Annotated in this window: 10 protein-coding genes; 6 read left to right on the forward strand and 4 right to left on the reverse strand. The window is 70.4% G+C overall.

Going from position 1 to position 13594, the window contains the following annotated elements:
• Window positions 1-27: 27 nt before the first annotated feature.
• Both HJ588_RS17845 and uvrA read right to left on the reverse strand, forming a co-directional pair.
• Window positions 28-567, reverse strand: a complete 540-nt coding sequence (locus tag HJ588_RS17845; protein ID WP_171158162.1) for a Rieske (2Fe-2S) protein — start codon at window positions 565-567, stop codon at window positions 28-30.
• A gap of 77 nt (window positions 568-644) precedes the next feature.
• Window positions 645-3842: an excinuclease ABC subunit UvrA gene (gene uvrA, locus HJ588_RS17850; protein ID WP_425483565.1), complete on the reverse strand. Its 3198-nt coding sequence runs from the start codon at window positions 3840-3842 to the stop codon at window positions 645-647.
• A gap of 61 nt (window positions 3843-3903) precedes the next feature.
• On the opposite strand from uvrA, the gene HJ588_RS17855 reads away from it, so the two are divergent.
• From HJ588_RS17855 to HJ588_RS17875, 5 genes are read left to right on the forward strand one after another with little or no spacing between them, the layout of a single operon-like run.
• Complete coding sequence (locus HJ588_RS17855) at window positions 3904-5775, forward strand: glycoside hydrolase family 15 protein (RefSeq protein WP_171158166.1); 1872 nt, start codon at window positions 3904-3906, stop codon at window positions 5773-5775.
• On the forward strand, window positions 5762-6439 hold the full coding sequence (locus HJ588_RS17860; RefSeq protein WP_171158168.1) for an MBL fold metallo-hydrolase: 678 nt from the start codon (window positions 5762-5764) through the stop codon (window positions 6437-6439). The genes HJ588_RS17855 and HJ588_RS17860 overlap by 14 nt, the downstream gene beginning before the upstream one ends.
• Before the next feature lie 35 nt (window positions 6440-6474).
• Window positions 6475-7230, forward strand: coding sequence for a C40 family peptidase (locus tag HJ588_RS17865; RefSeq protein ID WP_212756129.1), 756 nt, complete (start codon window positions 6475-6477; stop codon window positions 7228-7230).
• Complete coding sequence (locus tag HJ588_RS17870; protein WP_343036787.1) at window positions 7227-8138, forward strand: EamA family transporter; 912 nt, start codon at window positions 7227-7229, stop codon at window positions 8136-8138. Before HJ588_RS17865 ends, HJ588_RS17870 begins: the two co-directional genes overlap by 4 nt.
• Window positions 8139-8184: 46 nt before the next feature.
• Window positions 8185-9240 carry a tartrate dehydrogenase gene (locus HJ588_RS17875; protein ID WP_171158171.1) on the forward strand — a complete coding sequence of 352 codons (1056 nt, stop codon included), beginning with the start codon at window positions 8185-8187 and terminating at the stop codon, window positions 9238-9240.
• Window positions 9241-9304: 64 nt separating this feature from the next.
• Here the strand turns inward: HJ588_RS17875 and HJ588_RS17880 are convergent, their stop codons facing one another.
• Together HJ588_RS17880 and HJ588_RS17885 are read right to left on the reverse strand one after the other, a co-directional pair.
• Window positions 9305-10759: an MFS transporter gene (locus tag HJ588_RS17880; RefSeq protein WP_171158173.1), complete on the reverse strand. Its 1455-nt coding sequence runs from the start codon at window positions 10757-10759 to the stop codon at window positions 9305-9307.
• Window positions 10760-10792: 33 nt separating this feature from the next.
• Window positions 10793-12058, reverse strand: a complete 1266-nt coding sequence (locus HJ588_RS17885) for an aspartate aminotransferase family protein (RefSeq protein ID WP_171158175.1) — start codon at window positions 12056-12058, stop codon at window positions 10793-10795.
• Window positions 12059-12115: 57 nt separating this feature from the next.
• Between HJ588_RS17885 and HJ588_RS17890 the strand changes: the two genes are divergently transcribed.
• The gene (locus tag HJ588_RS17890) at window positions 12116-13594 is read left to right on the forward strand and encodes an NAD-dependent succinate-semialdehyde dehydrogenase (RefSeq protein ID WP_171158177.1); all 1479 of its coding nucleotides are present in this window, start codon (window positions 12116-12118) and stop codon (window positions 13592-13594) included.

The raw sequence follows: 13594 nt of genomic DNA on the forward strand, positions 1-13594 counted from the left end.
GTTGTGCACGGGGCTAGGGCACCTCGATCAGGAGATGACGATCGTGCTGCCCTGGACGGTCGCGGTCTTGGCGGGCAGCGGCTTGCTCGCCGGACCCTGCAGGACCGAGCCGTCCTTGATGCTGAACTCGCTGCCGTGACAGGGGCACATGATCTTCTCGCCCTGCACCTGCGTGACCGGGCACCCCTGGTGGGTGCAGATGTTGCTGAACGCCTTGAAGCTGCCGGCGGTCGGCTGGGTGACGACCGCCTTGAGGTCGGCGTCGATCACCCCGCTGCCGACCGGCACCTTCGAAGTCGGTATGCCGGCAGCCGCGCCCGCCGAGCCGCCCGTGGAAGCACCTGCGCCCGAGCCGCCCGACGCAGCTGCGCCCGCCGAGGACCCGGCCCCGGCCGATGACCCGGACGAGCCCGATGACCCCGACGAGCCGCAGCCGGTCAGCAGCGCAGCCGCGACCAGGCCGCCGCCGAGGCCGGCTGTGCGCAGCACCAGCCGCCGTTCGGGCTCCGCGGCGGCGTCGGCGAGGTGGTCCGGGGACTGCGGGGCGTTCTGCGCGCGATCGGTCATGCACCCATCATGGCCGGTTGACCCGCCAATCGGGTGCTCGACAACTGCGAGTTTGCTGAGCGGAGGGTGCTGGGCGGCTACTTCTCGGCCGCCGCCTTTTTCGCCGCAGCTTTCTTCGCGGGCGCCTTCGCAGTGGACGACTTCGGAGTGGACGCCTTGGCAGTGGACGCCTTGCCAGTGGACCCCGCAGTGGACGCCTTCGCCGTGCGGGTGGTGCTCCGCGTGGTGGTGCGCGCCTGCGCCGCGGCGGTGCGCTTGGTCGCCGCCGGCTTCGCCGACGTGCTGCCGCCCGTGCCCGTGCCGTTGCCCGCGCCCTTCCCGGCCGGCTTCTTCGCGCCGGCCGCCCGGCTCTGCGACGGACGCTCGGCCGCACCCTTGGCCAGCAACGGCGCAAGGAACTGGCCGGTGTAGCTCTCAGGCACCTGCGCGACCTCCTCGGGCGTGCCGGTGGCCACGACCGTGCCACCGCGGAAGCCGCCCTCGGGTCCCATGTCGACGATCCAGTCGGCGGACTTGATCACGTCGAGGTTGTGCTCGATCACCACCACCGTGTTGCCCTTGTCGACCAGCCCCTGGAGCACCCCCAGCAGCTTGCGGATGTCCTCGAAGTGCAGACCGGTGGTCGGCTCGTCGAGCACATAGATGGTCCGGCCGGTCGACCGCTTCTGCAGCTCGGCGGCGAGCTTCACCCGCTGCGCCTCGCCACCGGAGAGCGTCGGCGCCGGCTGACCGAGCCGGACGTAGCCGAGACCGACGTCGACCAGAGTCTTCATGTGCCGGGAGATCGCCGGCACCGCCGCGAAGAACTCGTTGGCCTCCTCGATCGGCATGTCCAGCACGTCGGCGATCGTCTTGCCCTTGAAGTGCACCTCGAGGGTCTCGCGGTTGTAGCGCGCGCCGTGGCACACCTCGCACGGGACGTAGACGTCCGGCAGGAAGTTCATCTCGATCTTGATGGTGCCGTCGCCCTGGCAGTTCTCGCAGCGTCCGCCCTTGACATTGAAGGAGAACCGCCCCGGCTGGTAGCCGCGGACCTTGGCCTCGGTCGTCTCGGCGAACAACCGGCGGACGTGGTCGAACACCCCGGTGTAGGTCGCCGGGTTGCTGCGCGGGGTGCGACCGATCGGGCTCTGGTCGACGTGCACGACCTTGTCGAGCTGGTCGAGCCCCTCGACGGTGCGGTGCCGGCCCGGCACGTGACGTGCGCCGTTGAGCTGGTTGGCCAGCACGTTGTAGAGGATCTCGTTGACCAGCGTCGACTTGCCCGAACCCGAAACGCCAGTGACCGCAACGAGATTGCCGAGCGGGATGCTGACGTCGATGTTTTGCAGGTTGTGCTCGCGCGCACCGCGGACGGTGATCTCCCGGCCGTCGTGCGGGCGACGTATGGCGGGAGTCGCGATCTCACGCCGTCCCGCGAGGTAGGCGCCGGTGATCGACTCGGCGTTGTCGAGCAGCTCGCGCACCGGGCCGGAGTGCACCACCTTGCCGCCGTGCTCGCCCGCACCGGGGCCGATGTCGACGACCCAGTCGGCGGTGGCGATGGTGTCCTCGTCGTGCTCGACCACGATCAGTGTGTTGCCGAGGTCGCGCAACCGGGTGAGGGTCTCGATCAGCCGGTGGTTGTCCCGCTGGTGCAGCCCGATCGACGGCTCGTCGAGCACGTAGAGCACGCCGACCAGGCCGGAGCCGATCTGGGTGGCGAGCCGGATGCGCTGGGCCTCACCGCCGGACAGGGTGCCGGCCGGGCGGTCCAGCGACAGGTAGTCGAGGCCGACGTCGAGCAGGAAGCCCAGCCGCGCGTCGATCTCGCGGATCACCCGCTCGGCGATCTGCCGCTCGCGCGCGGTGAAGTCGACGCCGTCGAGGAAGCCGGCCGACTGCGAGATCGGCAGGGCGCACACGTCGGCGATCGACCGGCCGCCGATCGTCACCGCGAGCGACTCGGGCTTGAGCCGCGCACCGTGACAGACCGGGCACGGCACCTCGCGCATGTAGCCCTCGTAGCGGTCCCGGCTCCAGTCGGACTCGGTCTCGGCGTGCCGCCGCTTCACGAAGGGGATGACGCCCTCGAAGCCGGTCGAGTAGCTGCGCTCCCGGCCGTAGCGGTTGCGGTACTTGACGTGCACCTTGTGGTCCTGCCCATGCAGCAGGGCCTCCTTGGCCCGCTCGGGCAGCGCGTGCCACGGCGTGTCGAGGTCGAACTTCAGGTCGTCGGCAAGCGCACCGATGACGCGCAGGAAGTAGTCCGACGACTGCGAGCCCTGCGCCCAGGGCAGGATCGCGCCCTCCCGGATCGACTTGTCCTCGTCGGGGATGATCAGCGTGACGTCCACCTCGAGCTCGGTACCGAGGCCGGTGCACGCCGGGCAGGCGCCGAACGGCGAGTTGAAGGAGAACGACCGCGGCTCGATCTCGTCCATCCCGAGCGGGTGGTCGTTGGGGCAGGCCATCTTCTCGGAGAAGCGCCGCTCGCGCATCGGGTCGTCGACCTCGAAGTCGACCATCTCGGCGATCATCACCCCGCCGGCGAGCCCGAGCGCGGTCTCCACCGAGTCGGTGAGGCGCTGCTTGCCCGAGGTGTCGCCGGCCCGCGACACCAGGCGGTCGACGACGACGTCGATCGAGTGCTTCTTCTGCTTGGCGAGCTTCGGCGGGTCGGCGAGCGACACCACCTCGCCGTCGACCCGGGCCCGCGAGTAGCCCTTGCCCTGCAGCTCGGCGAACAGCTCGAGGTATTCGCCTTTGCGGGCCCGCACCACCGGTGCGAGCACCTGGAAGCGGGTGCGGTCGGGCAGTTCGAGCAGCCGGTCGACGATCTGCTGCGGGGTCTGCCGCTGCACCGGCTCGCCGCAGATCGGGCAGTGCGGCCGACCGGCCCGGGCGAAGAGCAGTCGCAGGTAGTCGTAGACCTCGGTGATCGTCCCGACGGTCGAGCGCGGGTTGCGGTTGGTCGACTTCTGGTCGATCGACACCGCCGGCGACAGGCCCTCGATGAAGTCGACATCGGGCTTGTCCATCTGGCCCAGGAACTGCCGGGCGTATGCCGAGAGCGACTCGACGTAGCGTCGCTGTCCCTCGGCGAAGATCGTGTCGAAGGCGAGCGACGACTTGCCGGACCCGGACAGCCCGGTGAAGACCACGAGGGCATTGCGCGGCAGGTCGACCGAGATGTCGCGCAGGTTGTGCTCGCGGGCGCCGCGAACGCGCAAATGGTCATGGCCCCTGCCGGAAACGGGCAGGGTGGAAGTAGTCGGCGAAGGCACGGGATCAATGCTAGGTCCGACCACCGACAGCCCTCCGCGCGAGGCATACCGCTCGGCATACGCTGCCGGGATGAACGCGCCCACGCCGATCGAGGAATACGCGATCATCGGCGACACCGAGACCGCTGCCCTCGTGAGCCGCCAGGGATCCATCGACTGGCTGTGCCTGCCCCGCTTCGACAGCGCCTCCTGCTTCACCGCTCTGCTCGGCGGTCCCGAGCACGGCCGCTGGTTCCTCGGGCCGGACGGTCCCGCGGACAGCCACCGCCGCTACATCGGCCGCTCCTCGGTGCTGGAGACGGTGCACGAGACCGCGACCGGCATCGTCAAGGTCACCGACCTGATGCCGCTCGGGCCGGACCGCGCCGACATCGTGCGCATCGTCGAGGGGCTCGACGGCGAGGTCGACATGCGGCACGACTTCGTGGTGCGTTTCGACTACGGCCGGATCCGTCCGTGGATGTCGCACGAGGCCGGGCACGAGGAGGACCACGACGTGCTCGTCGCGATCGCCGGCCCGGACATGCTGCTGCTGCGCGGCAGCCGGCTGCCCCACGCCGTCGACGGACACCATCAGGACCTGTTCACCGTGCACGCCGGCGAGCGGCTGCAGTTCGACCTGTCGTGGTTCAGCTCCTGGAAGCAGATCCCGCCGCCGCTGGACATCCCGTCGCGGGTCACCCGCACCATCGAGACGTCGCAGAAATGGGCGTCGCACTCGACCTACGAGGGCCCCTATGCCGACGCCGTCGTCCGCTCCCTGCTGATCCTGCGACTGCTCACCGACACCCGCCGCGGCGGCATCGTCGCGGCGCCGACGACGAGCCTGCCGGAGGACTTCGGCGGGGTGCGCAACTGGGACTACCGCTTCTGCTGGCTGCGCGACGCGTCGCTCACCCTGGAGGCGCTGCTCAAGGTGGGTTTCCTGGAGGCGACCAGCCTCTGGCGCGACTGGCTGGTGCGCGCCATCGCCGGTGACCCCGAGGACATGCAGATCATGTATGCCGTCGACGGCGGCCGCAATCTGCCGGAGCGGGAGCTGACCCACCTGCCCGGCTATGCCGACTCGCGCCCGGTCCGCATCGGCAACGGCGCGGTCGACCAGAAGCAGACCGACGTGCTCGGCGAGGTGATGATCGCGCTGCAGATGGCGCGCGACCTCGGCATGCCCGAGTCGGAGCACGCCTGGCGGGTGCAGCGCGCGATGGTCGAGGAGCTCGCCGAGCACTGGGACGACCCCGACAACGGCATCTGGGAGATCCGCGGCCCGCTGCGGCAGTTCACCCATTCCCGGGTGATGGTGTGGGCCGCGTTCGACCGCGCGGTGCGCGCTGTGGAGGAGCACGGCCTGGACGGCCCGGTCGACAAGTGGCGCAGGCTGCGCGACCAGGTCCGCGAGGAGGTGCTCACCCAGGGCTTCAACACCGCGGAGAACACCTTCATTCAGCACTACGACACCACCGAGGTGGACGCGAGCCTGCTCGTCATACCGCTGGTCGGCTTCCTGCCGGGCGACGACCCGCGCGTGCTCGGCACGATCGAGCGCATCGAGCGCGACCTGATGCACGACGGGCTGCTGCTGCGCTACCGCACCGAGGCCGGCGTGGACGGGCTGCCGGGCACCGAGCACCCGTTCCTCGCCTGCAGTTTCTGGCTGGTCTCGGCGTATGCCGCGGCCGGCCGCCTCGACGAAGCCCACGAGCTGATGAGCAGGCTGCTCGGCCTCGCCAACGACGTCGGGCTGCTCTCGGAGGAGTACGACCCGACCGAGCACCGGATGGTCGGCAACTTCCCGCAGGCGTTCAGCCACCTGACGCTCGTCGGCGCCGCGGTGGCGATCGCCGAGGCGGAGGCGCGGCGCGGGATCTCCCCCGCCCACCGCGACACGACAGAGCGCAGCACCGACGGAAACGATCGAAAGGACGATCATGACGACCGCTGACCCCTATGACGGCAACGTCACCCCCGGAGACGCGCCGGCCGGCCGGGACCTCGGCGTCGCCCGGCTGACCAAACTCAGCGTCTCCGGCATGCACAACAACGTCTACCTGCTGACCGACGCCGCGACCGGCGAATCCCTGCTGGTCGACGCGGCGAACGACTGGCCGGCGATCGCCGCGATGATCGACGCGGACGGCGGGACGGTCACCCAGATCGCGACCACGCACCGGCACGCCGATCACACCGGCGCGCTCGCCGAGGCCGTCGCGGCGACCGGGGCGCGCACCCTGGCCGGCGCCGACGACGCCGGCGAGTTGCCGGTCCCGGTCGACGTGCCGCTGTCGGACGGCGACACCGTGCAGGTGGGAGGGCTGACGCTCGACGTCATACATCTGCGCGGGCACACGCCCGGGTCGATCGCGCTCGCGATCACCGATGCCGACGGCCGGCGGCACCTGCTCACCGGCGACTCGCTGTTCCCCGGTGGCGTGGGTGCGACCGACCACTACGACTACCAGTCGTTCCCGCAGCTGATCGACGACGTCGAGCGCCGGATCTTCGGGCGCTACGACGACAGCACGTGGATCTATCCTGGCCACGGCAACGACACGACTCTCGGCGCCGAGCGCCCGCAGCTGCAGGAGTGGCGCGCCCGGGGGTGGTGAGTGCGCGAAGGGGGATGAAGGTGTTTGATGGCTCGGTGATTGATGACCTGGCCGGAGCAACTACGGCAATTGTTGACGTGGGGGTGACCGGCCTCTGGTCCGGCCCGAACGCGCCCCGCTCGGTCGACGCGCCGTTGACCGCGGACGCACCCGACCATGACCGCTGGCTGGACTCCCTCGACGCCGCGCCGGCGCGCGAGGACAGCCGGCACGGTCTCTACGGCCGCTACGACTCCGAGGTGCTGCGCGGCGAGCCGGTGGTGATCGCCGAGCGCGGCCCGGACGGCTGGAGCAGGGTGATCTGTCCGTGGCAGCCCAGCCACAAGGACAGCACCGGCTACCCGGGCTACGTCCGCACCGCCCACCTGCGCGAGGTGGGCGGCGTGCCCACCGACGAGCCCGCCACGGATCGCGCGTTCAGCCGCGAGGCTCTGCTCGCCGAGGCCCGTCGTCACATCGGGCTGGCCTACCTGTGGGGTGGCATCTCGCCCGCCGGGCTGGACTGCTCCGGCCTGGTGCACTACGCGTGCCGCACGCTCGGGTTGCTGGTGCCGCGCGACGCCGGCGACCAATACCTCGCGTGCGACGACATCCCGGTCGAGGACGCCGAGCCGGGTGACCTCTACTTCTTCGCCCACCCCGACAAGCCGATCCACCACGTCGGCATCGCGACCGGAGGCGGCCGGCTGCTGCACGCCCCGTCCACCGGACAGGTCGTCGTCGAGGAGGAGATCCCCGAGGCGCGCCTTCGCACGCTGGTCGCCGCAGGACGCATCAAGCCACTTCGGTGAGCACCGGCCGGCCGTCGAGCAGCGGCGCGGGGACGATCGTCCCCGCGCCGCTGCTCGTGCTGGGCGGCATCGTCTCGGTGCAGTTCGGCGGAGCGCTCGCGAGCACCCTGCTGCCGCTGGTCGGCGTCGCCGGCTCGGTCGCGCTCAGGCTGGTGCTCGGCGCCGCCATACTGCTTGCCTGGGCGCGGCCGTCGTTCCGCGGCCGGGACCGCGCGGACTGGGCCACCGTCGGCGCGTATGCCGCAGCGCTCGGCGCGATGAATCTCTGCTTCTACGGCGCACTCTCCCGGCTGCCGATCGGTGTCGCCGTCACCGTGGAGTTCGTCGGGCCGCTCGTGCTGTCGGCGGCATTGTCGCGGCAGCGCCGCGACCTGCTGGCGGTGGGCTGCGCGGCGATCGGCGTGGTGCTGGTGTCGGGTGCGCTGTCGACCGACCTGGGCTCGCTGGACCTGGTCGGCATCGGGCTCGGTCTCGCCGCGGGTGCCTGCTGGGCGGCATACATCATCACCTCGGGCCGCACCGGGCAGCGGTTCGACGGTCTCGACGGACTGGCGATCGCGATGGTGCTGGCCGGGTCGGTCGTCCTCCCGTTCGGCGTATTCGAAGCCGGCACAGCGGTGTTCAGCGGCGAGGCACTCCTCAAGGGCGTCGGCATCGCAGTGCTCTCGTCGGTGCTGCCCTATTCGCTGGAGCTCATCGCACTGCGCCGCCTGCCGGCGAACGTCTTCGGCATCCTGCTCTCGCTGGAGCCGGCGGTTGCCGCGCTCGCCGGACTGCTGGTGCTCGGGCAGCGGCTCTCCCCCGACAAGCTGCTCGGCCTGGCCCTCGTCGTCGGCGCGAGCGTGATCATCCTGGGTGCGCGGCGCCCCGGGCCGGGCCGGGACGAGACGGGTCTTCGGGACGTATGACGACGCGTGTGACGATGAGTGTGGCGATGCGCCGTACCATCGCCGGATGACCGACAGCTACACGATCGACGTCATCCCCGGCGACGGGATCGGCCAGGAGGTCATCCCCGCCGCGACGGCCTGCCTCGACCTGGTCGCCGAGCGCCACGGCTTCGCGCTCCACTGGCGCGACCGCGAATGGGGTTCTGATTACTACAGATCCACCGGTCGCATGCTGCCGGTCGACGGGCTGGAGCAGCTCTCGACGGGCGACGCGGTCTTCCTCGGCGCGGTCGGCGACGTGGACATCCCGGACGACGTCACGCTGTGGGGGCTGCTGATCCCGATTCGGCGCGAGTTCGAGCAGTACATCAACCTGCGGCCCAACCGCACGCTGCCCGGCGTCCCGTCACCCCTCGCCGGGGACCGTCAGCTCGACGTGCTGGTCGTGCGCGAGAACGTCGAGGGCGAATACTCCGAGATCGGTGGCCGCTTCCGGCGCGGCCGGCCCGACGAATTCGCGCTCCAGGAGGCCGTTTTCACCCGCCAGGGCATCGCACGGGTGACGCGCTTCGCCGCGGAGCTGGCCGCCGGGCGCACGGGCCGGCTGGTGTCGGCGACCAAGTCCAACGGCATCATCCACACCATGCCGTTCTGGGACGAGGTGGTGCGCGAGACCGCGGCCGACTTCCCGGGCGTGACCGTGGACAAGGTGCTGATCGACGCTCTCGCCGCGCGGGTGGTGTCGGCGCCGGAGAGCCTCGACGTGATCGTCGCGTCCAACCTCTTCGGCGACATCCTCTCCGACCTCGCGGCCGCGGTCGCCGGCTCGCTCGGGGTGGCCCCGAGCGCCAACCTCAACCCCGAGCGCGAGCACCCGTCGCTGTTCGAGCCGGTGCACGGCAGCGCACCCGACATCGCCGGGAAGGGCTGGGCCAACCCGGTGGCGGCCATCTGGGCCGGCGCGATGATGCTGCGTCACCTCGGCCGCCCGGAGGCCGCCGACGACCTGGAGTCCGCCTTCGGCGCGGTCCTCGCGGGCGGCACCCGCACCCGCGACCTCGGCGGCTCGGCGAGCACCGGCGACTTCACCGAGGCGGTGCTGGTCGCACTGCGGGGCTGACGGTCGCAGCTCGCCGCAGTGCAGCTAGTGCAGCTCAGCGCCGACCGGCTCGGGTCAACTCAGCTCAGCCTCGCCGCCGGCCGCGAGTGCCGAGTTCCCTTGAGACGTCACGGATTCCGGAGACGTTGTGGATGCCGGCGCGGTCGCGTTCGCGCTCGGCGTCCGCAGGCACGGGCTCCGGTTCCTGGCACGGGATCGACCGGCCGCGCAGCGACGCTCCGGCTGTCTCCGGCACCTTCACCAGCGCGATCATGCCGACGACCATCGCCAGCATCATGTAGAAGGCCGGCATGTAGCGGTTGCCGGTCCAGCTGACCAGCGCGTCGTCGACCGACGCCACCGTGCCACCGAAGGCAGCCGTGGCGACGTTGTAGCCGATCGCCATACCGGCGTAGCGCACGTGCGCCGGGAACATCGCCGGGAAGGTCGCGGAGATCGTGCCGAGCTGCGGCAGGAAGACCAGCCCGAGGATGGTGAAGCCGGCGATCGCGCCGAGCAGCCCCTGACCCATCAGCCAGAAGCACGGCAGGGCCAGCACGAAGATCGCGGTCAGCGAGAACCACCACATCGGTTTGCGGCCGACCCGGTCCGACATCGCGCCCGCGATCCAGATCAGCGCCATCATCACCAGCTGCCCGATCAGCACCACAATGTCCGACTGCGTGCTGGAGATGCCGAGCGAGGAGCTCATGTAGGTCGGCATGTAGGTCAGCAGCGTGTAGTCGGCGATGTTGAGCGCGATCACCAGACCGAACAGTTTGAGGATCGGCTGCCAGTACTGCTGCAGCAGGTCGCGCAGCGCACCGGTGGCCGCCTGCTCGGTCTGCTGCTTGTCCTCGAGCTCGCGGAAGACCGGGGTGTCCTCCATGCGGGTCCGCAGATAGAGACCGACCAGGCCGAGCGGCAGCCCGATGAGGAACGGGATGCGCCAGCCCCAGGAGTTCATCGCCGACTCGTCGAGGGTGGCCCGCAGGATCAGCGTGATGACGATGCCGCCGCTGAAGCCGAGGAGAGTGCCGAACTCCAGGAACGACCCCCAGAAGCCGCGTCGCTTGTCGGGGGCGTACTCGGCCATGAAGGTGGCGGCGCCGCCATACTCCCCGCCGGTGGAGAAGCCCTGCACCACGCGCAGCACGATCAGCGCGATGGGCGCCCAGATGCCGATGTTGTCGTAGCTCGGGATACAGCCGACGAGGAAGGTGCCGACCGCCATCAGGATGATCGTCAGCGCCATCACCCGGTTGCGGCCGATGCGGTCGCCGATCGGGCCCCAGAAGATGCCGCCGAGCGGACGCAGCACGAACGACACCGCGTAGACGAGCAGGGTGGCCAGCTGGCCGTAGCGGCCGGGGAAGAAGTTGGTCGTCAACTCGGCGACCAGATAGGCGTAGACGCCGTAGTCGTACCACTCGGTGGCGTTGCCGATCATCGAGGCGCCGACCGCGCGGCGCAGGGTCTTGGTGTCGACCGGTTGGTCCGGGGTGCCCGGCTGGTCCGACACGGTTCCTTGTGCTGACATGTGCTCCTCCTTGAGCATCCGCGGGCGAAGAGATCAGTCGGTGCCGCCACCCAGCACGGAGTCGACCGACTCCGACCACAGCGCAGCGGCCTCGTCCACCTCCTGTTCGCTCACCACGAGTGCGGGGATGAAACGCACGACCTCGCCGTACGGGCCGCAGGTGAGCAGCAACAGCCCCCGCCGCGCCGCCTCCTGCTGCACGGCAGCCGCCGTCTCACCGTCGGGTTCGCCACTCGCAGAACGGAATTCGTTGCCGATCATCAGGCCCATCCCGCGCACGTCGTGTATGCCGTCATACCCGCTCGCGGTCCGGCGCAATCGCCCGATCAGCTGCTCGCCGCGCTCGGCGGCGTTGGCCACCAGCTTCTCGTCCTCGATGACGTCGAGCGTCGCGATCGCCGCGGCGCAGGCGACGGCGTTGGCGCCGTACGTGCCGCCCTGCGACCCGGGCCACACCCGGTCCATCAGCTCCGCAGGGGCGGCGATGCCGGAGAGCGGGAAGCCCGACCCGATGCCCTTGGCGGTGACCAGGATGTCCGGCGTCACGCCGAAGTGCTCGTGCGCCCAGAAGCGGCCGGTGCGCCCCCAACCGGTCTGCACCTCGTCGAGGATCAGGAGGATCCCGTGCCGGTCGGCCCGCTCGCGCAGGCCGGCGAGGAAATCGGGGTTGGCCGGCACATAGCCGCCCTCGCCGAGCACCGGCTCGACGAGGAACGCCGCGGTCTCGTCCGGCGCGGTGAGCGTCTGCAGGGCGAAGTCGAGCTCCTTCAGGGCAAAATCCGTCGCCTGCTCGACGCTCCACCCGTAGTGCGTCGGGTTCGGGAACGGCGCGACGTGCACCCCACCCATCAGCGGCGAAAAGCCTGCGCTGTAGCGGGTGTTCGAGGTCGTCATGGTGGCGGTAGCCACCGTGCGGCCGTGGAAACCGCCGTGGAAGACCATGATGTTGGGGCGGCCCGTCGCCTGCCGGGCGAGCCGCAGCGCCGCCTCGATCGCCTCCGAGCCGGAGTTGGCGAAGAACAACCGGTCCAGCTCAGGTGGCAGCACCTCCCCGAGCCGCTCGGTGAGGGTGAGCAGCGGCCGGTGCATGACGGTCGTGTACTGCGCGTGGATCAGCCTGCCGACCTGCTCCTGCGCGGCGGCCACCACCCGCGGGTGGCAGTGGCCGGTGCTGGTGACACCGATCCCCGCGGTGAAGTCGAGATATCGGCGGCCGTCCTCGTCATACAGGTTGACGCCCTCGCCGTGGTCGGCGAGGACTGGGGTCGCCTGTTTCAGTGCGCCGGAAAGCTCAGTCATGAATCCGCCTCTTGGTAGATTGTCGACAATCAGATTAGCGCACACGGGAGCTTTCACATGGATTTGCGAAACATCGGCGCCTCGGGCAACGCACGACTGCTCGCCGACACGCCCACCGACCTGCTGATCGACGGCGCCTGGATGCCGGCCGAGGGCGGCGCGACCTTCCCGGTGAGCGACCCCGCGACCGGCGAGGAGCTGGCGAGGGTCGCCGACGCCTCCCCCGCCGACGGGCGCCGCGCCCTGGACGCCGCGGTGGCCGCGCAGCCGGCGTTCGCCGCCACCGCGCCGCGCGATCGCTACGACGTACTGATGGGCGCCTACCAGCTACTGATGGAGCGGATCGACGACCTCGCCCTGCTGATGACGCTCGAGATGGGCAAGCCGCTTGCCGAGTCGCGCGGCGAAATCACTTACGCCGCAGAGTTTTTCCGGCACTTCGCGAGTGAGGCGCTGCGGATCGACGGTGGCTATCAGCAGGCACCGGCCGGCAACGCGCGCTTCCTGATCGCCAAGCAGCCGGTCGGGCCGTGCCTGCTGATCACCCCGTGGAACTTCCCGATGGCGATGGGCACCCGCAAGATCGGGCCGGCGATCGCCGCCGGCTGCACCAGCGTGGTCAAGCCGGCCCATCAGACACCGCTGTCGATGCTCGCGCTGGGCGAGATCCTCCTGGAGGCAGGGCTGCCGGCCGGCGTCGTCAACATCGTGACGTGCACGTCCGCGGGCCAGGTGATGGAGCCGCTCATCCGCTCGGGCCGGGCTCGCAAGCTGTCCTTCACCGGGTCGACCGCCGTCGGCAAGGTGCTGCTCGAGCAGTGCGCGGACCAGGTCCTGCGGACCTCGATGGAGCTCGGTGGCAATGCACCGTTCATCGTCTTCGACGATGCCGACCTGGACGAGGCGGTCGCCGGCGCGATGGCGGCGAAGATGCGCAACATGGGTGAGGCCTGCACCGCGGCGAACCGCATCTACGTGCAGCGGACCGTGGCGGAGGACTTCTCACGCCGCCTCGCCGACGCGATGAGCGCCCTGCGGGTCGGGCCGGGCGCCGAGGACGGCGTGCAGGTCGGTCCCCTCATCGATGCCGCGGGCCGCGACAAGGTGATCGACCTGGTGGCCGACGCGAAGGACCGCGGCGCCCGCGTGCTGACCGGCGGTAGCGCACCCGAGGGCGCCGGATTCTTCTATCCCCCAACGGTTTTGGTCGACGTGCCGGGCGACGCACGGATGGCGCGTGAGGAGATCTTCGGTCCGGTCGCGTCGATCATCCCGTTCGACACCGAGGACGAGGTGGTGGCCGCGGCCAACGACACGGCATACGGGCTGGTCTCCTACGTGTTCACCGGCGGCCTGCGACGTGCGCTGCGGGTCGCCGAGGCGCTGGAGTCCGGGATGGTCGGCCTCAACCAGGGCGTGGTGTCCAACCCGGCCGCACCCTTCGGCGGCATCAAGGAGTCCGGGCTCGGACGCGAGGGCGGTGCGATCGGCATCGAGGAGTTTCTCGAGGTGAAGTACATCGGCATCAGCGTCTGA

The sequence above is a fragment of the Flexivirga aerilata genome (genome assembly GCF_013002715.1).
Taxonomy (GTDB): domain Bacteria; phylum Actinomycetota; class Actinomycetes; order Actinomycetales; family Dermatophilaceae; genus Flexivirga; species Flexivirga aerilata.